21 protein-coding genes are annotated in these 19,394 nt (G+C 73.5%); 11 read left to right on the top strand and 10 right to left on the bottom strand.

The genetic code is table 11. From position 1 onward, the window contains the following. Positions 1–190 precede the first annotated feature (190 nt). From ACFYOU_RS17525 to ACFYOU_RS17555, 7 genes are all read left to right on the top strand, one after another. Positions 191–532 carry a YbaB/EbfC family nucleoid-associated protein gene (locus ACFYOU_RS17525; RefSeq protein WP_385484683.1) on the top strand — a complete coding sequence of 114 codons (342 nt, stop codon included), beginning with the start codon at positions 191–193 and terminating at the stop codon, positions 530–532. Between the two features lie 141 nt (positions 533–673). Then, positions 674–1,273, top strand: coding sequence for a recombination mediator RecR (gene recR / locus ACFYOU_RS17530; protein WP_385485175.1), 600 nt, complete (start codon positions 674–676; stop codon positions 1,271–1,273). Further along, complete coding sequence (locus ACFYOU_RS17535; RefSeq protein ID WP_385484680.1) at positions 1,266–1,925, top strand: DUF5063 domain-containing protein; 660 nt, start codon at positions 1,266–1,268, stop codon at positions 1,923–1,925. Before recR ends, ACFYOU_RS17535 begins: the two co-directional genes overlap by 8 nt. Positions 1,926–2,230: 305 nt before the next feature. Continuing rightward, positions 2,231–3,514: an aspartate kinase gene (locus tag ACFYOU_RS17540; protein WP_385484678.1), complete on the top strand. Its 1,284-nt coding sequence runs from the start codon at positions 2,231–2,233 to the stop codon at positions 3,512–3,514. Beyond that, positions 3,511–4,563, top strand: coding sequence for an aspartate-semialdehyde dehydrogenase (locus tag ACFYOU_RS17545; protein ID WP_389764799.1), 1,053 nt, complete (start codon positions 3,511–3,513; stop codon positions 4,561–4,563). Before ACFYOU_RS17540 ends, ACFYOU_RS17545 begins: the two co-directional genes overlap by 4 nt. 386 nt (positions 4,564–4,949) lie before the next feature. Continuing rightward, on the top strand, positions 4,950–5,618 hold the full coding sequence (locus tag ACFYOU_RS17550; protein WP_391306610.1) for a SigE family RNA polymerase sigma factor: 669 nt from the start codon (positions 4,950–4,952) through the stop codon (positions 5,616–5,618). Positions 5,619–5,743: 125 nt separating this feature from the next. Then, entirely contained in the window at positions 5,744–7,042 is a 1,299-nt protein-coding gene (locus tag ACFYOU_RS17555; RefSeq protein WP_391306612.1) for a hypothetical protein, read from the top strand. Here the strand turns inward: ACFYOU_RS17555 and ACFYOU_RS17560 are convergent. From ACFYOU_RS17560 to ACFYOU_RS17580, 5 genes are all read right to left on the bottom strand, one after another. Then, positions 7,015–7,854, bottom strand: a complete 840-nt coding sequence (locus ACFYOU_RS17560; protein WP_391306614.1) for an SURF1 family cytochrome oxidase biogenesis protein — start codon at positions 7,852–7,854, stop codon at positions 7,015–7,017. The genes ACFYOU_RS17555 and ACFYOU_RS17560 overlap by 28 nt on opposite strands. Positions 7,855–7,960: 106 nt before the next feature. Beyond that, positions 7,961–9,763 (bottom strand): prolyl oligopeptidase family serine peptidase, encoded by a 1,803-nt coding sequence (locus ACFYOU_RS17565; protein WP_391306615.1) that lies wholly within the window; start codon positions 9,761–9,763, stop codon positions 7,961–7,963. A gap of 61 nt (positions 9,764–9,824) precedes the next feature. After that, positions 9,825–10,148, bottom strand: a complete 324-nt coding sequence (locus ACFYOU_RS17570; RefSeq protein ID WP_389764809.1) for a DUF6191 domain-containing protein — start codon at positions 10,146–10,148, stop codon at positions 9,825–9,827. 63 nt (positions 10,149–10,211) lie between these two features. Further along, on the bottom strand, positions 10,212–11,336 hold the full coding sequence (locus ACFYOU_RS17575; protein WP_391306617.1) for a helix-turn-helix domain-containing protein: 1,125 nt from the start codon (positions 11,334–11,336) through the stop codon (positions 10,212–10,214). Between the two features lie 134 nt (positions 11,337–11,470). Continuing rightward, positions 11,471–11,878, bottom strand: coding sequence for a rodlin (locus ACFYOU_RS17580; RefSeq protein ID WP_389764956.1), 408 nt, complete (start codon positions 11,876–11,878; stop codon positions 11,471–11,473). A gap of 159 nt (positions 11,879–12,037) precedes the next feature. Here ACFYOU_RS17580 and ACFYOU_RS17585 point away from each other — a divergent pair, with 159 nt between their 5' ends. Then, positions 12,038–12,337, top strand: a complete 300-nt coding sequence (locus ACFYOU_RS17585) for a hypothetical protein (protein ID WP_389764812.1) — start codon at positions 12,038–12,040, stop codon at positions 12,335–12,337. Positions 12,338–12,469: 132 nt separating this feature from the next. Here ACFYOU_RS17585 and ACFYOU_RS17590 read toward each other — a convergent pair whose 3' ends face one another. Further along, positions 12,470–12,880: a rodlin gene (locus tag ACFYOU_RS17590; RefSeq protein ID WP_389764813.1), complete on the bottom strand. Its 411-nt coding sequence runs from the start codon at positions 12,878–12,880 to the stop codon at positions 12,470–12,472. Between the two features lie 162 nt (positions 12,881–13,042). Next, positions 13,043–13,525: a hypothetical protein gene (locus tag ACFYOU_RS17595; RefSeq protein WP_391306618.1), complete on the bottom strand. Its 483-nt coding sequence runs from the start codon at positions 13,523–13,525 to the stop codon at positions 13,043–13,045. 371 nt (positions 13,526–13,896) lie between these two features. On the opposite strand from ACFYOU_RS17595, the gene ACFYOU_RS17600 reads away from it, so the two are divergent. The 3 genes from ACFYOU_RS17600 (at position 13,897) to ACFYOU_RS17610 (ending at position 16,258) form a co-directional block, all read left to right on the top strand. Further along, positions 13,897–14,307 (top strand): rodlin, encoded by a 411-nt coding sequence (locus ACFYOU_RS17600; protein WP_385484632.1) that lies wholly within the window; start codon positions 13,897–13,899, stop codon positions 14,305–14,307. 364 nt (positions 14,308–14,671) lie between these two features. Beyond that, entirely contained in the window at positions 14,672–14,929 is a 258-nt protein-coding gene (locus ACFYOU_RS17605) for a chaplin (RefSeq protein ID WP_389764958.1), read from the top strand. A gap of 135 nt (positions 14,930–15,064) precedes the next feature. Next, complete coding sequence (locus tag ACFYOU_RS17610) at positions 15,065–16,258, top strand: chaplin family protein (RefSeq protein WP_391306620.1); 1,194 nt, start codon at positions 15,065–15,067, stop codon at positions 16,256–16,258. 43 nt (positions 16,259–16,301) lie between these two features. On the opposite strand, the gene ACFYOU_RS17615 is transcribed toward ACFYOU_RS17610, so the two are convergent. The 3 genes from ACFYOU_RS17615 to ACFYOU_RS17625 are packed head-to-tail and all read right to left on the bottom strand — an operon-like array spanning position 16,302 to position 19,355. Then, complete coding sequence (locus ACFYOU_RS17615; protein ID WP_389764820.1) at positions 16,302–16,802, bottom strand: tetratricopeptide repeat protein; 501 nt, start codon at positions 16,800–16,802, stop codon at positions 16,302–16,304. A gap of 37 nt (positions 16,803–16,839) precedes the next feature. Further along, positions 16,840–18,114, bottom strand: coding sequence for an NAD(P)-binding domain-containing protein (locus ACFYOU_RS17620; protein WP_389764822.1), 1,275 nt, complete (start codon positions 18,112–18,114; stop codon positions 16,840–16,842). Next, the gene (locus ACFYOU_RS17625) at positions 18,114–19,355 is read right to left on the bottom strand and encodes an ATP-grasp domain-containing protein (RefSeq protein WP_391306622.1); all 1,242 of its coding nucleotides are present in this window, start codon (positions 19,353–19,355) and stop codon (positions 18,114–18,116) included. Before ACFYOU_RS17625 ends, ACFYOU_RS17620 begins: the two co-directional genes overlap by 1 nt. Between the last annotated feature and the right edge of the window lie 39 nt (positions 19,356–19,394).

The raw sequence follows: 19,394 nt of genomic DNA on the forward strand, positions 1-19,394 counted from the left end.
GGCACCTGTTCACGGGATACGCGCTTCGGCGAGCCGCCCGGTCGGATATGGGCGGGGCGGCCGTGTCACCCGAAAGAGTGCTGGGGCGAGTGGCTCCCGGAGCACGTAGGCTCGTGCCAGGCGGGCGAAACCGCCCGATCGTCGTACCGTCGTCCGCCGACGCACCAGGTGTCGGCAACAGGAGCTGATCGTGATTCCCGGTGGTGGCCAGCCCAACATGCAGCAGCTGCTCCAGCAGGCCCAGAAGATGCAGCAGGACCTCGCCCGGGCCCAGGAGGAACTGGGGCGGACCGAGGTCGAGGGTCAGGCGGGCGGCGGCCTCGTCCGGGCCACGGTGAACGGTTCCGGGGAGCTGCGCGGCCTCGTCATCGACCCCAAGGCCGTCGACCCGGACGACACGGAGACCCTCGCCGACCTGGTGGTCGCGGCGGTCCAGGCCGCGGGCGAGAACGCCCAGCGGCTCCAGCAGGAGAAGCTCGGCCCGTTGGCCCAGGGCCTCGGCGGCGGAGGCATCCCCGGCCTGCCCTTCTAGGACGCGAGGAGGCCCGGAGCTTCTGCGGCGGCCCGCGGGCAACTACGGTGATGACCGGAGGAACACGGGCCGCACCCGGCTCGTGTCCACCACCGAGCGCACGGCCCCGGACGGGGCCGGCACGTGGGAAAGGCTGATCCGTTGTACGAAGGCGTGGTCCAGGACCTCATCGACGAGTTGGGCAGGCTGCCCGGCGTCGGTCCCAAGAGCGCGCAGCGGATCGCCTTCCACATCCTCCAGGCGGAACCGACGGACGTCCGTCGGCTGGCGCAGGCACTGATGGAAGTGAAGGCGAAGGTCCGTTTCTGCTCCGTCTGCGGCAACGTGGCGCAGGAGGAGCAGTGCGGCATCTGCCGTGATCCCCGCCGGGACCTGTCCGTGATCTGCGTGGTCGAGGAACCCAAGGACGTCGTGGCGATCGAGCGGACCCGGGAGTTCCGGGGCCGCTACCACGTACTGGGCGGCGCGATCAGCCCGATCGAGGGCGTCGGCCCCGACGACCTGCGCATCCGGGAGCTGCTGGCCCGCCTCGCGGACGGTTCGGTCACCGAGTTGATCCTGGCGACCGATCCCAACCTGGAGGGCGAGGCCACGGCCACGTACCTCGCGCGCATGATCAAACCCATGGGGCTACGGGTCACCCGGCTGGCGAGTGGCCTTCCCGTGGGCGGAGACCTGGAATATGCGGACGAGGTGACTCTGGGCCGCGCCTTTGAGGGGAGACGACTCCTAGATGTCTGATGTGACGTTGCACTCGACGACCCAGGACCCGGATGACTTCGCGGTCCAGATCTCCGACCAGATCGCGAGCTTCCTGGTCGCGGTCACCGAGGTCGCGAAGGGTGACGAGCCGGACTCGGCGGTGCCGTTCCTGCTCCTGGAGGTCTCCCAGTTGCTCCTGGCCGGGGGACGGCTCGGGGCGCACGAGGACATCGTCCCCGACGAGCGGTACGAGCCGGACCTCGGTCCGGAGCCGGACGTGGACGAGCTGCGGCAGCGGCTCGCGGTGCTGCTCGAGCCGATCGACGTCTACTCGGAGGTCTTCGACCCGTACGAGCCGCGCAAGGCGCCGGTGCCGTGCCGGATCTCCGACGACCTCGCGGACGTCATGGCGGACCTGCGGCACGGCATGGCCCACTACCGGGCGGGGCGCACCACCGAGGCGCTGTGGTGGTGGCAGTTCTCGTACTTCTCCAACTGGGGGTCGACCGCGTCCGGTGCGCTGCGGGCGCTCCAGTCGTTGGTGGCCCATGTGCGGCTGGGGCAGCCGCTCCAGGAGTTGGACGGGCTCGACACGGACCAGGACCTCGGTGACGAGGTGCTCGCCGAGGAGGCGGGGCGCGTCATGACGGAGGAGATCGCGCACCCGCTGGGACTGCGCAGCCCGAGCTGAGCCGCTGCGGGGCGTCCCGCAGCCGCTGTGGGCGACCGGTGAACCGCTGCCGGTGACGGGCGGTGCGCTGCGGGTGACCGGCGGTGCGGACGGGGTCGGTGCGGGGTGTGAGGCGCCCCACTTTGCGCGTGCAGGGGGAGCCGGGTGGGCAGGTGACGTGCTGATCACCCTGTGGTCTCCGCGTCTCAGGATGCGATCCGACCGGGGTGATTCACCCCTGCTAGTTAAACTGTCCTGCACCCCCCAACTGACCGATCCGGTCGCCACCAGGCGGACCCACCGGAGCGAGCGAGGAGCGTACGCAAGTGGGCCTTGTCGTGCAGAAGTACGGAGGTTCCTCCGTAGCCGATGCCGAGGGCATCAAGCGCGTCGCCAAGCGGATCGTCGAGGCCAAGCAGAGCGGCAACCAGGTGGTTGTCGTGGTCTCCGCGATGGGCGACACGACGGACGAGCTGATCGATCTCGCGGAGCAGGTGTCGCCGATGCCCGCCGGGCGCGAGTTCGACATGCTGCTGACCGCCGGGGAGCGCATCTCCATGGCGCTCCTGGCGATGGCGATCAAGAACCTGGGTCACGAGGCCCAGTCGTTCACCGGGAGCCAGGCCGGCGTCATCACCGACTCCGTCCACAACAAGGCCCGCATCATCGACGTCACCCCGGGCCGCATCCGGACGGCGCTGGACGAGGGCAACATCGCCATCGTCGCCGGTTTCCAGGGCGTCTCGGCGGACAAGAAGGACATCACCACGCTCGGTCGGGGCGGTTCGGACACCACGGCCGTGGCGCTCGCCGCGGCCCTGGAGGCCGAGGTCTGCGAGATCTACACGGACGTGGACGGGGTCTTCACCGCCGACCCGCGCGTCGTGAAGAAGGCCCGCAAGATCGACTCGATCTCCTTCGAGGACATGCTGGAACTGGCCAGCTCCGGCTCGAAGGTGCTGCTCCACCGCTGTGTGGAGTACGCCCGCCGTTACAACATCCCGATCCACGTCCGTTCGTCCTTCTCCGGACTCCAGGGCACCTGGGTCAGCAACAACGAACCACACCCTGGCAAGGGGGAGCGCAACGTGGAGCAGGCCATCATCTCCGGTGTCGCCCATGACACCTCAGAGGCGAAGATCACCGTCGTCGGGGTGCCCGACAAGCCGGGCGAGGCGGCCGCGATCTTCCGTGCCGTCGCCGACGCCGAGATCAACATCGACATGATCGTGCAGAACGTGTCGGCCGCGTCCACCGGTCTGACGGACATCTCCTTCACCCTCCCGATGGCGGAGGGCCGCAAGGCGATCGACGCCCTGGAGTCCACCAAGGCGGGCGTCGGCTTCGACTCCCTGCGCTACGACGACCAGGTCGCGAAGATCTCCCTGGTCGGCGCCGGGATGAAGACCAACCCGGGGGTCACGGCCGCGTTCTTCGAGGCGCTCAGCGACGCCGGGGTGAACATCGAGCTGATCTCGACCTCCGAGATCCGCATCTCGGTGGTCACCCGCGCCGATGACGTCAAGGAGGCCGTCCGGGCCGTGCACACCGCCTTCGGCCTCGACTCCGACTCGGACGAAGCGGTCGTCTACGGGGGCACCGGGCGATGACCGGCCGTCCGACGCTCGCGGTCGTGGGGGCGACCGGGATCGTCGGCTCGGTCATGCTCCAGATCCTGTCCCAGCACGCGGACGTCTGGGGCGAGATCCGTCTGCTCGCCTCACCGCGCTCGGCCGGCCGCAAGCTGGCCGTGCGCGGCGAGGAGGTCGAGGTGCTGGCGCTCACCGAGGAGGCCCTCGACGGGGTGGACGTCGCGGTGTTCGACGTGCCCGACGAGGTCGCCGCCCGCTGGGCGCCGATCGCCGCCGCCAAGGGCGCGGTGGTCGTCGACAACTCGGCGGCCTTCCGCATGGACCCGGACGTCCCGCTGGTCGTCCCCGAGGTCAACCCGCACGCCGTACGGGTCCGGCCGCGCGGCATCGTGGCCACCCCCAACTGCACCACCCTGTCGATGATCGTCGCGATCGGTGCGCTGCACGCCGAGTTCGGCCTGCGCGAGCTGATCGTCTCCGCCTACCAGGCGGCCAGCGGTGCGGGCCGCGCGGGCGTCGAGACGCTGCGCGAGCAGATCGCCCTGGTCGCCGGCACCGAACTGGGCACGGCACCCGGCGACGTCCGCCGCGCGGTCGGGGACCGCACCGGGCCGTTCCCCGAGCCGGTCGCCCTGAACGTCGTCCCGTGGGCCGGTTCGGTACGGGACGGGGGGTGGTCCTCGGAGGAGATGAAGGTGCGGGAGGAGTCCCGCAAGATCCTCGACCTGCCGCAGCTCAAGGTCACCGCGACCTGCGTACGGGTCCCGGTGGTCACCACGCACGCCCTGACGGTGCACGCCCGCTTCGAGGACGAGGTCACCGTGGACCGGGCCCGGGAGATCCTGGCGACCGCGCCGGGCGTCGTCCTCTTCGACGACCCCGGGGCCGGCGAGTTCCCGACGCCCGTCGACGTCGTCGGCACGGACCCCACCTGGGTCGGACGCGTCCGCCGCAACCTCGACGACCCGGCCGCCCTGGAGCTCTTCGTCTGCGGGGACAACCTGCGCAAGGGCGCCGCGCTCAACACCGTCCAGATCGCCGAACTCGTCGCGGCCGGCCGGACCTGACGCCGGGTCGCCCCCGCCCGCTGCGCGGCCCGGGCGATCCCACGCGGAGCCCAAAACCATCCAAGGCACGACCGGTCAGAAAAAATCACACCTGTTCAAGCCCGATTTCATTTGTAGGATCACCGTAAGTCCCACAGGACCACCACGGCTCACCGGATCTCCTCCCCCGCGGCGCGCAACCAAGGGCACCGCGGTCCGCGTCTTCGCGCGTACGCCCTCGGGGGCGTCAGGGCCTACCAGGTGGGCGCGGGGGGCGCGGACAAATCGGGGTCAAGGGAAGAGCTGGTACGCATGTGGGCAGATGACGCCATGTCAGACAGAGTGCCCGGAAACAATCCGAGGCCCGGTGCGTACAACCCTCACCCGGGGGAGCGTGTCCAACTGGCGTGGCAGAGGTACTCGATTTCACAGCGGTCCCGGTTCGCGGCAGTGTCCTGCGACCGCCCCGGCGCCCCCGCGCGGTCGCCGCGCCCGGCGGCATGCCGGTGATCGCGCCCGTGCCCGCGACCCGTCCCACGCCGGTGTCCTCCCCGCGCCAGGGCGCCGAGGACGTGCCCGCGGAGGGCACGACCGTTGACCACCTCACCGAGACCTACCGCGCGCACTACCGCTCGCTGCTCGGCCTCGCCGCCCTGCTCCTCGACGACACCGCCTCCTGCGAGGACGTCGTCCAGGAGGCGTTCATCCGCGTGCACTCCGCGCGCAAACGCGTCCGCGACCCGGAGAAGACCCTCGCGTACCTGCGCCAGACGGTCGTGAACCTCTCCCGCTCCGCGCTGCGCCGCCGCATACTCGGCCTCAAACTGCTCTCGAAGCCCATGCCGGACATGGCGAGCGCGGAGGAGGGCGCGTACGACCTGCTGGAGCGCGACGCCCTGATCCAGGCGATGAAGGGCCTTCAGCGCCGTCAGCGCGAGGTCCTCGTCCTGCGGTACTTCGCGGACATGACCGAGGTCCAGGTCGCCGAGACGCTCGGCGTCTCCCTCGGTTCGGTGAAGGCGTACGGGTCCCGGGGGATAGCCGCCCTACGGGTCGCCATGGGGGCCAAGAAGTGAGCGGCGAACGCCGGGGCCACGACGGCCCGCCCGCCGGTTCGTCACGCGCCGACCGGCCGGACGACGTGAACGGCGGCGGCGGTCGGGCCCGGAACGAGAACGAGCGAGACGCTGGGAACGCAACTGTGAACGACAGCCCCTCCACCGGACCCGACGACGGCTCGTCGACTCCGGACCGGGCGACCGGCACCGGCGGTCCGGACGCCTGCGGTCCGGACACCGGCTGTACGGACGGCGCGTCCGAGGCCCCGCGCCCCGGCACCACCGACAGCACCGGCACCACCGGCAGCACCGAAGACACGGGTCGCACGGACCTCACGGACCTCACGCACCGCCCCGGCGACGACGGCAGCAGCAGCGACGAGTTCGACCTGCGGGCGCTGCTGCACGGGAGCGTCGGGGACCTGGAGCCCACCGACGGCACCCTGGAGCACCTGCGCCGCGCCGTCCCGGCCCGCCGCGCCCGCAAGCGGCAGGCCGTCGTCGGCGTCGCCGCGGCGGCCGTCCTGATCGGCACCGCGGTCCCCGCACTCGTCCACGTCGCGAACTCGCCCAGCTCCACGGACACCACCGTGTCGCACGTCGGACACGGCCAGCAGACCCGCGGCAGCGACGGCGCCGAGTCGGAGAAGCAGTCGAGCACCCCGTCCCGGTCGGGCAGCCGGGAGCCCTCCGGCAAGCCCAGCCGCACCGAGAAGGGCGAGCGCACGGGCGGTCCGGGCGAGCCGGTCCAGGGCGCGACCAGCGGTGGGGCCACCACCGGCGGCGGCTCCGGCGGCGCGACCGGCGGCGGCCCCACCGGCTCCGGCCCGGGCGCCGACCCCGGTACCGGTTCCGACAACGCCTCCTCGCCCAGCTGTGGCCCCACCGACCTGGGCTCGGCGGGCGCCAACGTCGGAGCCCCGGGCCCCGACGGCGCCGTCTACGGCTCCTTCCGGGTGGCCAACGTCTCGTCGGGCAACTGCACCGTCGACGGCGGCGGCAGCGTCGTCGTCGCCGCCCAGGGCGCGGCCGACGCCACGCAGGTCGGCTCGCTCACCCACACCGCGGGGGACGCCGCGACGGGCCTGCCGGCACCGTCCTCGGAACCGGCGCAGCTGATCCTGAAGCCGGGCATGGCCTACGAGGTGCGCTTCGCCTGGGTGCCGTCCGCGACCTGCCCCACTGAGGGCGGCGGCAGCACCGGCGGCCCGTCCCCCGACCCGTCGACCTCCTCGGGAACCACGTCCGGGGCCGGTGGCGGCGGGGAGTCGGAGACGGGTGGCGGCGCCGCGCCGCAGCTCGGCGGCCAGGAGGGCGTTCCGGTGGAGGGCAGCGTCGCGGTCTCTCACACGGCGGAGCCCGGCGCCCCCTCGGCCTCGACGACGATCCCCGACGCCTGCGCGGGGACGGTGTACTACACGGGAGCCTTGCCCGCCTCCTGAACCGCACCCGCTTCCCGTTCCGCGTCCGCCCCCGCGGCGGACGGTACGGAGTCCGGGGCGGCCAGCCCGAGGGCGACGTCCCGGGCCGCCTCGGTCTCCCGGCGCAGCAGCCGGAACCACATGAAGACCACGAACCCGGCGAAGACGAACCACTCGCCGGTGTACCCGAGGTTCTGGAACGCCTTCAGGTCGAGTCCGGTGTTCTGGGGTGCCGTCGCGGGCACGGCGGTCATCCCGGAGTCGGCCGGATCGAGGGTCACCCAGGCGTTCTGCACCTCGTACGGGACGAGGTTCACCAGCGTCGCCGCGCTGATCATGCCGACCTGCCCGGGCGGCAGTCCGCCCGCGGTGCGGGCCCCGTCGCTGCCCGGGCTCTCGGACGCCTGGAGCGCCCCGGTGACGGTCACCTCGCCGTCCGGCAGGGCGGGCACCTTCGAGGGCTCCGGCTCGCCGGGCAGCCAGCCGCGGACCACGGGGAGCGCGGGGCCGTCACCGGCGCGCAGCAGTCCCAGTACGTAGTGGCCGCTCGTCCCGTCCAGCTTGCGTTCCGGGACGAGGAACTGTTCGACGTACCGGCCGGTCGTGCTCGCGCGCGCCCCGGACGTCTCCTTGGTGACGGGGAGCAGCTCGGCGAGCGGGCGGGCCTCGGCGCGGGACTCGGAGCCGGAGCGTTCGCTCGCCGTCCGGTGGTCCTCGACCCGGTCCTCGAACCGGCCCAGCTGCCAGGAGCCCATGAACAGGCAGAACGGGATCGCCAGCACGACGAAGAGGTTGATCCCCCACCAGCGCGGAGTCAGCAGAAACCGGTACACCCGTCCCACGGTACGGGGGCCCGGCGCCCGCCCCCGCACAGGGGTCGCCTCCCGGGGGGCGCCGGACCCGTGCGTCCGGCGCCCGGCCGACGCCCCCCGGGGTGCCCTACGGCCGCAGGTGGGACCGGGCGAAGTCCAGTTCGAGACCGACCTGCTTGACGCGTTCGTCGACGACGAGGGACCCGTGGCCGGCGTCGTAGCGGTAGACCTCGTGGACCGCGTCGCGGGCCCGCAGCCGGTCGACGTAGTTGTCGACCTGCCGGATCGGGCACCGCGGGTCGTTGACGCCGGCGGAGACGTACACCGGGGCCTTCACCGCGTCGACGTAGGTGAGCGGGGAGGAGGCGGCGAACCGCTCCGGCACCTCTTCGGGGGTGCCGCCCAGCAGGGTCCGGTCCATCGCCTTCAGCGCCTCCATCTCGTCGTGGTAGGCGGTGACGTAGTCCGCGACGGGCACCGCGGCGATCCCCACCGACCAGGCGTCGGGCTGGGTGCCGAGGCCGAGCAGGGTGAGGTAGCCGCCCCAGGAGCCGCCGGTGAGGACGAGCCGGTCGGGGTCGGCGAGCCCGGAGGTCACGGCCCACTCGCGGACCGCGGCGACGTCCTCCAGCTCGATCAGGCCGACCCGGTGCTTGAGGGCGTCCGTCCACTCCCGTCCGTAACCGGTGGAACCCCGGTAGTTGACCCGGACCACCGCGTACCCGTGGTCGACCCAGGCGGCCGGCGCCGCGGCGAACGCGTCGCTGTCGTGCCAGGTCGGGCCGCCGTGGATGTCGAAGACGGTGGGCAGCGGCCCGGTGGCCCCCGCCGGCTTCTGCACCAGGGCGTGGATGCGTCCGCCGGGCCCCTCCACCCACACGTCCTCCACCGGCACCGAGGCCGGGGCGCGCAGGCCCGGCGGGTCGAGGACCACCGCACCGGACGTGGAGCGCACGGCCTGCGGCTCGGCGGCCGACGACCACAGGTACTCGACGCTCCCGTCCGGCCGGGCGGTGGCCCCGGAGACCGTGCCGCGCGGGGTCGCGATGCGCTCCAGGGCGCCGGAGCCCAGGTCGTAGCGCCACAGGTCGCTGCGGGCCTCGAAGCCGTGCACGACGAGCAGCGCGGACCCGTCCGGGTACCACTCGGCGGACACGTCGCCGGGCAGGTCGAGCGAGAGGTCGTGCTCCCGGCCGGTGGCCACGTCCCACACCATCGGCTCCCAGCGGCCGCGCCGCTGGTGGCCCACGAGCAGTCGGGTGTCCCCGGTGACGGGCGCGAACCCGAGCACTTCGAGGCCCAGCTCCTCGGTGCCGCCCGCGGTGTCGTCCAGCTCGGCCACGGTGGTGCCGTCCGGCCGGATCACCCGCAGCGCCGCGTGCATGGCGTCACCGTGCTCGGTGTGCTCGACGGCGATCAGCGTCCCGTCGTGCGAGAGGTCGCCGACGCCCGCGGACTGGCGGTGCCGGTACACCTCGACCGGGGTGCCGTCCGCGCCCACCACATGGATCGTGGAGCCGTCGTCGTCGGTGGAGCGGCCCACGACGACCGGCCCGCCGGCCCGGCCGATCGCGAGGCCCGCCGGGTAGGAGGCGTCGAGCCCGGGGACCGCGGGTGCGTCGGGCCCGGTGTGCCCCTCGGGGTGCCCGGCGAACGGCTGCCGCCGCCAGATCCCGAACTCGTCCCCGTCCTTGTCGTCGAACCACCAGATCCACTCGCCGTCGGGCGACAGCACCCCGTCGGTCGTCCCGTTGGCCCGCTCGGTGACCTTGCGCTGCGACCCGGAGTCCCGGTCCCAGGCGTACAGCTCGAACGTCCCCGTGGCGTTCGAGGCGAACAGTGACCGCTGTGGAGCATCCTCGGCCCACTCGGGCAGCGAAACCCGGGCCGCACGAAACCGCTTCTCCCAGTCGGGCATCTCGTCAGTCATGCTGCCCATTGTGCGGGCCCGGCGCCGTACGGCCCGGTCCGGCCCGGCCTGGTCGAACGGTTCAGCGACCGCCCCGGGCGGGCAGCCGGACGATCGCCGTGCCGCCGTCCAGATCGACCCGGGTGCGGTTCGGCGGGGCGCCGTCCTCCTCGTCGTCGCGCAGCACCAGGGCGGACGCCCGTTCCTTCAGCTCGTGCTGCTTGCCCGGGGACAGGGCGCCGTGGAGCTGTTCGAACCCGGTCGCCGAGACCTGGCCCGCCCGGCCCGGGCCGCGCCAGGGCAGGATGCCGGCCCGCCCGGCGTGCAGCAGCACCTGGTCCACGATCGCGATCGCGGTCAGCAGGACGACCAGCCCCGGCAAGGTCGCGAAGAAGACGAACTCCATTCCCCCAGTGTGCACGAACATCCGTGTGGAGCGGGTGAGTTCGGTCGTGATCGTTCGCGTGGGTCAGGGGGTGGTCGGGCGTGCCGGCCAGTCCAGCAGCCGGGCGCCGATCACCGCGGTCTGGAGGGTGTACCGGTGCACCGGGTCGGCCGGGTCCGCGCCGGTCAGCTGGTGGATGCGGGCCAGCCGGTAGGTCAGCGCCCGCACGCTCAGCGACAGCCGCCGCGCCGCCTCGGCGGTGACGCACCCGGCGTCGAAGTAGACGGTCAGCGTGTCCAGCAGCGGACGCGCCCCGCCCCGGGCCTGCTCCAGGGGGCCCAGGGTGTGGTGCACCAGCTCGGTCATGGCCTGCCGGTCCCGGGTCAGCACCGGGAACACCAGCAGGTCGGCGGCGCGCAGCACGGGGCCTTCGAGGCCGAGCCGCTCGGCGAGGTCAAGGGCGTTCAGCGCCTCCTCGTACGAGTGCACCACGCCGCCCACCCCGGGCTGCGGGCGCCCCACCGCGACCCGGGAGCCCCCGGTGGCGGCGTACGCCTGCTTCGCGAAGTAGGTCAGCGCGTCGTCCTGGTCGCCGGGCGCCACGCACACCAGCAGTCCGTCCTTGGTGGTGACCAGCACGGTGCGGTCCCCGAAGCGGGCGATCAGCGCCTGTTCGACCCGGCGGGGCACGGTGTCGCCCTCTTCGTACGCGGTCGGGCCGGCCGCCACGGCCACCGCGTGGGCGGAGGAGAACCGCAGTCCGAAACGTTCCGCCCGGGCGGCCAGCCGTCCCACGTCGCTGCGCCCGTACAGCAGGTCGTCGACGAATTCGCGCCGGGCCGCCGCCTCCTGCCGGACGGCGATCCGCTGGGCCCGTTCGTGGCCCTCGGCGACCGCGTCGACGGCCTGTTCGACGGCGGCGAGGACCCGGTCCGGCGATCCGGTGGCCAGCGGCCAGTGCTCGCGGGTGGCCGCGAGGTGCGCGGAGATCAGCGGCCTGATCCGCAAGCCCGCCTCGGCCGCCTGTTCGCCGAGGGCCCGCCGCCGGCCCAGCTCGTCCCGGGTCAGCCGCCGGCCGGTCGCGGCGACGTCGGCGAGGGTGCGGGCGTATCCGTCCAGGTCGAGCAGGTGGGCGGGTATCCCGCCGCGTGCGTCGTCGGCCGCGGCGGGGGCGGGTGCCCTGTACGCGGTCGCGTTCTCGTCCGTCATGGGCGCCCCCGTATCGATGAATCCTTGACGCCTTTTTAACGCATCGGCGTGACGGACCCGTCGGACGGCGGGCAGCACGAAGGGGCCGACCGGTACGTCGGTCGGCCCCTTCGCGGCCCCGGATGGGGGGTCGATCAGTTGTTGCCCGCGCCGTTGCCGGACAGGATCGGGATGTCCTCCAGGATGTGCGACAGCGGCTCGTCGCCCTTGACCTGGGAGGAGTTCTCGACGCACTGCTGGTTCTGCGGCGAGGACAGGACGTTGACGTCCTGGACGGTGATCGGGATGAGACCGATCAGCGAGCCGGCGTTGATCTTGGCCGGCAGGCCGATGCACGGCTTGTTCAGCGAACCCTGAACGAGCGCGAACTGCGGGCTCCAGTCCCCGTGGGTGGCGGAGTTGCCGTACGCCTGGGTGGCGCCGTTGCCGTTGACGGTGGTGGTCCCGGCGTCGTTGCCGATCGCCATCGCGGGGGCGGCGGCGGCCGAAACTCCGGCGACGGAGGCGGCGACAGCCGCGGCTGCCCACAGCTTCTTCATGATTCTCACCCTTTCGAAAGCGGGCTCCCGTGGTGGAACCGCATGATGATCAACTGCGTGTTCGAGCCGGGGGTTGCGGCAGTTGACCCGAATGGCGGAGCGCTCGGGCGCAGTGGGAGCGCTGCCCATGACAGGGACGCCGGTCCGGGCGTTGGACCGGACATGGCTGACGCACAGGGTGGCTGGAAGAGACAGGGATTCATTCCGGTGAGCCGGCGGGCCCCCGACCGCGCTCCCGACCGCACCGCCCGCGGGGACGTCCCGGCCGGGCGTCCGCCGGGCGGCCGGGCGCCCGGCCGCCCGGCTCCGGGGCCCGCCGGGCCGACGCCCCGCTACACGGGCGCCCCGGAGCCCGAGTACCGGCGGCTCGAAGAGACCTGGCGGCGCGAGGGCCGCACGGTGCCGGGCCGTCCCGACCCGGAGTGGGAGTCGTTGGTGCGGCGCGAGATCTGGCCCCGGTGAACCGGTGAATCGGTGACCCGGCGGCCCGGTCCGGTGGTCCGCAGGCCCGGACACGCGGAACGGGCCGCCGTGGAGTCACGGCGGCCCGTTCGTCGCGGCGCCCCGGAGGGCACCGCCGGGTGGTGCGGTGGATCAGTTGTTGCCGACGCCGTTGCCCGAGAGCACCGGGATGTTGCTGAGCAGGTGCGACAGCGGCTCGTCGCCCTTGACCTGGGAGGAGTTCTCGACGCACTGCTGGTTCTGCGGCGAGGACAGGACGTTGATGTCCTGGACGGTGATCGGGATGAGACCGATCAGCGAGCCGGCGTTGACCTTGGCCGGCAGGCCGATGCAGGGCTTGTTCAGCGAGCCCTGGATGAGCGCGAACTGCGGGCTGAACTTGCCGTGCGTGGCGGAGTTGCCGTACGCCTGGGTGGCGCCGTTGCCGTTGACGGTGGTGGTGCCGGCGTCGTTGCCGATCGCCATCGCGGGAGCGGCGGCGGCAGCCGAGGCACCGATGACGGAGGCGGAGATGGCCGCGGCGGCCATGACCTTCTTGAACACGGGATATCCCCTTCGTACTTCGCTTGCTGTGCGGCGTTTTTCGCTGTGTCGCTCCCCGGGATGCCCGTGCGGGCGGCTCCCCGGGAAACGCCGGTCCCGTGGCGCTCTGCCCGTCCCGGAGCGCCCTGCCCAACTGCCGCCGCAGGTCTTGGTTGCTGCGCTTCACTCCGACGGGTTAAGCGCACCCGGTGCGACGGCGTCCGGGTGTTGACCCCGGGCGCGCCGCCGCGGGGCGAGCCGCGTCGGACGGTTCGGGCGGCGGTGCAGGTGCAGGAACGACAGCCGGGTGACGGTGTCCCGGTCCCCGGCGCCCGCTGCGCGCCCGCCCCGCCCGCCGCTCCCGTCCTCGACGACGAGGTCCACGTCCTCGGGGGAGATCCGCCAGCTCAGTCGGCCCACCGCGGTGTCCACCTGCACGGTCCGTCGGCCCGTCGCATCGGGGGCGGTGACCCGGCCCGCGTGCAGCCGCGACACGTACGCGACGAGGGCGGCCCGCTCCCGGTGCAGTGCGTCGAGTTCCTCGTGGACGGTGGCGAGCCGGTCCACGAGCCGTAGTTCCCGCTCCGACCACGCGCGCGGCGGGCGGACGGCGACCCGACCGCTGTCGTCTTCGGGTCCGCTGGGCTGGTCGGGCTTGCTGATCACGCGCTTCACGGAATCCTTTCAGCGCCCGCCGCGGGAGGAACGCCCCCGGTGGTCCGGGAGAAACCCCGAGTACTCGGTGTGCTCGGTGTACTTCGTGTACTCCCTGTACTCCGAGCCCAGGGAGAAGGCGTCCGGGCGGCGCAGTGTTCTGAACAGAACCGGGCCGAAAGGATAATCAGATACTCACCGTGCGGGGCGTCTGACGCGCGGGTTTCCGCATTCCGTGGTCAACCCGCTGCACGACCCCGCGGACGCCGATCCGTTGCCCCGGGCGGGCGACACGAGCCGACCGGGTGAAGACCCGCAACCATTTCGGCGCGCGGCAGTTGTCCAGCAGGCACCAGCAACCTGGTCAGAAAAGGAACTCTCGCATGCTCAAGAAGGTCATGGCCGCGGCCGGTGTCGCTGCCTCCGTGGTCGGCTTCACCGCCGCCGCTGCCGCTCCCGCGATGGCCATTGGCAACGACGGTGGCACCACCACCGTCAACGGCAATGGCTCGACCCAGGCGTACGGCAACGCCAAGACCCACGGTGACGGCAGCCCGCAGTTCGGGGCCGTCCAGGGGTCGCTGAACAAGCTCTGCCTCGGCGTTCCCGTCAAGGCGAACGTGGGCTCGCTGATCGGCCTGATCCCGATCACCGTCCAGGACGTCAACGTCCTGTCCTCCCCGCAGAACCAGCAGTGCGCCGAGAACTCCTCGCAGATCAAGGGCGACGAGCCGCTGTCGCACATCCTCAGCGACATCCCGGTCCTGTCCGGCAACGGCGTCGGCAACAGCTGACCGGCCCCGGCACGGTCACCGCACGGTCCGTACGGCTCCGGGCGACCCCCCTCCCGCTCCTCGTGAGCGGGGCCGCCCGGGCCGGCCGTACGGACCGTTCCACCGGCCGTCCAGGGGAATTCCCCCCTTTCTCCCCCTCCTTCTCCCGCACCGGTTCTCCTCCCTCGAACCGATGGGGGCCATCCGATTCCCACAGCTCCCGAGATCCCTTCCGCGGTCCGGGTGATTCAGGTTGTTCGGGTGAATGCCGGAGGAAAGAGCGCGGCTCTCGGTTTCTTCCCCCGGCCGTGGTCGTTTGACAGGCCACCGGTCATGGCGCGGGTCCCGAGAACCGGACCCGCTCGGTTCCTACCGACACCTCGGCCTGACCGCAGAGAAGGGAAAACGCGTGAAGCTCAAGAAGACGGCGGCCGCGGTCGCCGGAGTGCTCCTGGCCCTGGGTGCCGCATCGCCGGCGCTCGCCGACGCGGGCGCCAACGGTGCCGCGATCGGTTCCCCCGGGGTGCTCTCCGGCAATGTGATCCAGGTGCCGGTCCACGTCCCGATCAACGTCTGTGGCAACAGCGTGAACATCATCGCGCTGCTGAACCCGACCTTCGGCAACGTCTGCGTCAACAACTGACGCGCTCGGCACGGACCCTCGCGGGACCGTGCCTGTGCCGGCCCCCGGGACCGTCCGTCGACGGGCCCGGGGCCGGCGCCCCTCTTGCGGGTGCCGAGTGCGCCCCGTCCCTACGGCGAACAGGAGACCCCTCCCATGCGACAGGCCCTCAGCAAGGGCATGCTCACGGCGGCAGCCGCGACGAGCATCCTGTCCCTGCCAGGAGGTCAGGCCCTCGCCGCCGACGCGGACGCCGCGGCCGTCGGCTCGCCCGGGGTCGTCTCCGGGAACACCGTCTCCGCGCCGATCACGGTGCCGGTGAACGTCAGCGGCAACAGCGTGAACGGCGCTTCGCTGCTGAACCCGACCTTCGGGAACGGCGCCGCCAACACCACCGGGCACGGCTCCGTCGCCGACGCACCGCACCCGGCGGCCGTCGACTACCCGGCTGGCTCCCCGTACGACCCGTACGCCACCGGCGGGCCCGGCGGCGCTCCCGCCACCCCCCAGCACCGTCCGGCCCGGGCGCCCGCGGAGCCCACCAGCAGGTCGGCGCCCGCACCCGAGTCGGCCCCCGCCCGTTCCGCCGGGTCGGGCAAGTCCGGGCAGAGTGCCAAGCACGCCGCTCCCAAGCGCACGGCGCCCAAGCACGCCGCGTCCGCCAAGCACGCGGCCCCCGGCAAGGGCGCCCCCGCGAAGGCCGGTTCCGCCAAGGGCACCCCGGCGAAGGCGACCCCCGCCAAGGCGGCGAAGCCCGCCAAGTCCGGGAAGCACGCCAAGACGGCCAAACACGCGGCGAACGCCCCCGCGGACCGACTGCGCTCGGTGCCCCCCGTGACCCGGGCGGGCGGCAGCTCCGCCGAGGGCGCGGCCGTGGGCTCGCCCGGCGTCCTCGCCGGCAACCTCGGTCAGCTCCCCGTGAGCGTCCCGGTCAACCTGTGCGGGAACACCGTCAACGTCATCGCCCTGCTGAACCCGGTGTTCGGCACCGTCTGCGCCAACACCGCGGGGGCCACCCACAACCCGCCGCCCCGGGTGACCGTCCCGCCGCAGCGGCCGACCGGCCCCTCGGTGTCCGTCACCCCGCCGCGCGAGGCGCCGCACGTCCAGACGCCCGGCTCGCCCTGGACGCCCGGACACCCCGGTGCACCCGGCCGGCCCGGCTCGCCGGAGAGCACCTCCCCGCCGCGCATCGCCCCCGCGCACGAACACCGGGCGACGCCCGGCGCCCCCGCCCTCGCGGACACCGGTGCCGGGGCGGCGACGCTCGGCATCGCCGCGGCCTCCGCCGCGCTGCTCGTCGGCGGCGGCGTGCTGTACCGGCGGGCCGCCCGCGCCGCCCGCCGCTGACACCCCCCGGCCCCCCGGAGGGGACAGGACCGCGCCCAGGACCTCAGACCACCGCGTCGAGGTCCTGGGCGTAGTGCTGGATGGCCCGCCGGTACGCCCGTACCGACGGGTCCTCGCTGGTGGTGGCGACCAGCTCCAACAGCAGGCGCGCCGACTCGTGGTGGGCGCCGGTGTTGAACAGCGCCATCGCCAGGAAGGTGCGCAGGGCGCCGTCCGCCGGGAACGCGTCCGTGCCCGTCCGCAGCGTCGCGACGGCCTCCTCGTAGCGGCCGAGCACCCGGTACGTGCTGCCGAGGCCCAGGAAGGCGCCCCGGCGGTCCTCCTCGGTGAGCCCCGGCAGGGCGAGCGCCCGCTCGTAGTGCGGCACCGCCGCCGCCTCCAACTCCAGTACGTCGTGGGCCCACGCCGTCTGGTAGGCGACCTCCGCGTCGTCCGGGCGGGCGGCGGCCAGTTCCACCAGCCGGGCGCGGGCCTCCTCACGACGGCCGCCCTCGCGCAGGGCGACCGCCGCGGCCAACAACCGGTTGCGCGTCTCGTCGTTCACCGGCGCATTCTCGCAGGTGGACCGCCCGCCGCCCGGCTCAGCGCGGAAGGGTCCCGCTCACCGCGGCGGCCGTGACCGGACCGCCCGGCGCCGGGACCACCACCGGCTCGACGAGGGGCCGTTGCCGCAGGTGCCGGCGCACGCCCCGGACGAGCCGGTCCGCCGTGTAGGAAGCCCCGTGCACGAAACGCATCGACGGGCCGAACGCGGACGCGGTGACCAGACCCGCCAGGAACAGCCCCGGCCAGCTCGACTCGAAGTCCCGTCCCACGTCCGGCGAACCGTCCGCGCACGGCAGCAGGGCCGCCCGCAGGTCGGGGGCGAGCACCCGCAGCCGGTCGCAGGTGGCGCGGAACCCCGTCGCGGCGATCACGTGGTCCGTCAGCAGCGGCTCCACCACGCCCGACGGGCCGCGCACCTCCAGCCGCACCCGACCGCCCGCGGTGCGCGCGCCCACCGCCTCGTGGCCGAGCAGGACCTCCACGGACGGCTCGAACCGGTCCCGCAGCCACCACGCGCCGGCGGGACCCAGCGCGGTCTTCGCGACCCGGGAGCGGGTGGCCTCCGGCAACCGGCGGAACGCGCCCGGCAGTTCGCTGTACGACCAGTTGCGCCAGCCCGGGCCGAGGCCGCTGTGCGGGGCGCGGACCGACTGCCACCAGGGGCGTTCCCAGGCCGGGGGCAGACCGTTCCAGGCCAGCGCCCCGGCCCGGGCGAGGACCCGTACCCGGGTGCCCTGCTCGGCGAGGAGCGCGGCGGTCTCCAGGGCCGCCTGCCCCGCCCCGATCACCGTCACGTCGCCGTCCCGGAAGCGGGTCAGCTCGGCGTGGTGGCTGCTGTGGCTGACGTGTTCGGGGCCGAGGCCGCGCAGTGGGGCCGGCACGTCGACGAACGGCAGCACCCCGACGGCCAGGGCGACCGCGCGGGCGTACAGCGACTCGCCGTCCTCGGTCACCGCCCGGAACCCGCCCGGGCAGGTGGTGACCGAGCCGATGGACCGTTCGTCCACCGCGGGCACCGCCCGTTCGGCGAACCAGAGTCCGTACTCGGCGAAGGTGCGCACCGGGAGCGGCACGCCGTGTCGGGCGGGCAGGCCGCGGGACGCGCAGTAGGCGTCCAGGCCGTGCCGGCGGTCGGGGTCGCTGAGGTGGGAGGCCCAGGGCTCCGACTTGAGGAACATGCCGGGCGGCATGTGGTCCCGCCAGGAGGCCATCGGGCGGCCGAAGACCCTCAGGTCCATTCCGGCCGCGGCGGCGTGCGCGGCGATCGACAGGCCGTAGGGGCCCGCTCCCACCACCAAGAGGTCGTCCATCAGCGGCTGCTCGCTTTCTCGTGCGGATCGTGGGGGGTGTCGGTGCCGGCTCGCCGGCGACGGTCGGTCAGTCGGCGCAGGGCGCGCAGCGCCGCGTGCCGGGGCCACAGCCGGGCCATCGCCCGGCCGGGGCCGGGGTCGTCGCGGGCCCACCAGGCGAGTTCGTGGGGAGCCGAGCGCCACGGGGCGACCAGGGCGGTCAGCGGTGCGTAGTTCTCCACCACGTAGGAGCGCCCGGGCAGCGGCCGCGGGTCGGGCAGCGGACGGCCGGTCAGGTCCAGGTGCAGGGCGCGCACCACGTCGATGCCGTGGCCGTCCGCGAAGAGCCGGAACTGCGCCCCGGGCCGCGGGTTGAAGTCCAGCAGGTGGTACGCGTCGGTGCCCGGGTCGTGGCGGAAGTCGAGGTCGAGGACGCCGCGGTAGCCGAGGACCCGCACCAGTTCGCGGGCCGTCTCGTGCAGTCGGGGGTTGGGTGCCCAGCGGCCCACCGCGGTGAGCCCGGCGCCCGGCGGCCACGCCCGGTCCTTGCACCCGGAGCCGCCGCCGCGCACGGTGCCGTTGCGGTCGGCGTAACCGTGGAAGAACCAGTCGCGGCGCGGCCCGGGCGCCAGGTACGCCTGGAGCAGCAGCGGGCTGCCCGCCTCCGCCGAGCGGCGGTGCAGGGCGGCGGCCTCGGCGGGGGAGCGCAGCAGCAGGGTGGAGCGCAGTCCGGCTTCCGCGGGCACCAGCCAGGGGCGGCTCCACTTGGCGACCACCGGCAGTCCGAGCCGTTCGGCCGCGGCGGCGGCCCGCTCGGGGCTGTCGGGTTGCACGGTCCGCGGGTGCGGGATGCCGAGGGTGCGGCAGACCTCGGCGAGCCGGGCCTTGTCGGCGACCCGTTCGGCGAGCGCGCCGGGGCGGCCCGGCAGCAGGTACGGCCCGGTGAGGTCCCGGTGCGCCCGGCTCACGGCGATGGCACCGGCGTCGTCCAGCGGGACGAGCACGGCCGGCCGGCCGATCCGCGCGGCGACCCGGTGCAGCACCTCGGTGACGGCGGCGGGGTCCGCGTCGGGCGGCGGCGGGCGGTGCGTGCGGTGCAGATAACGCGACGTCGGTACGGGACTCGCCGCGGATTCCGCGATGACGTGCACTTCGGCACCCGCCCGGCCCAATGACCGTACGGCTCCGAGGGTGCCGTGGTGGAACGGGTTCGGGTCGATGCGCAGCAGAACGGCGGGAACCCCGGGGTCCAATATCGACACGGAACGCCTCCACATTCACTCACCCAAGTGGGCGGACGG

This window comes from Streptomyces sp. NPDC005955 (assembly GCF_042871255.1).
In the GTDB taxonomy this organism is placed as follows: Bacteria; Actinomycetota; Actinomycetes; order Streptomycetales; family Streptomycetaceae; genus Streptomyces.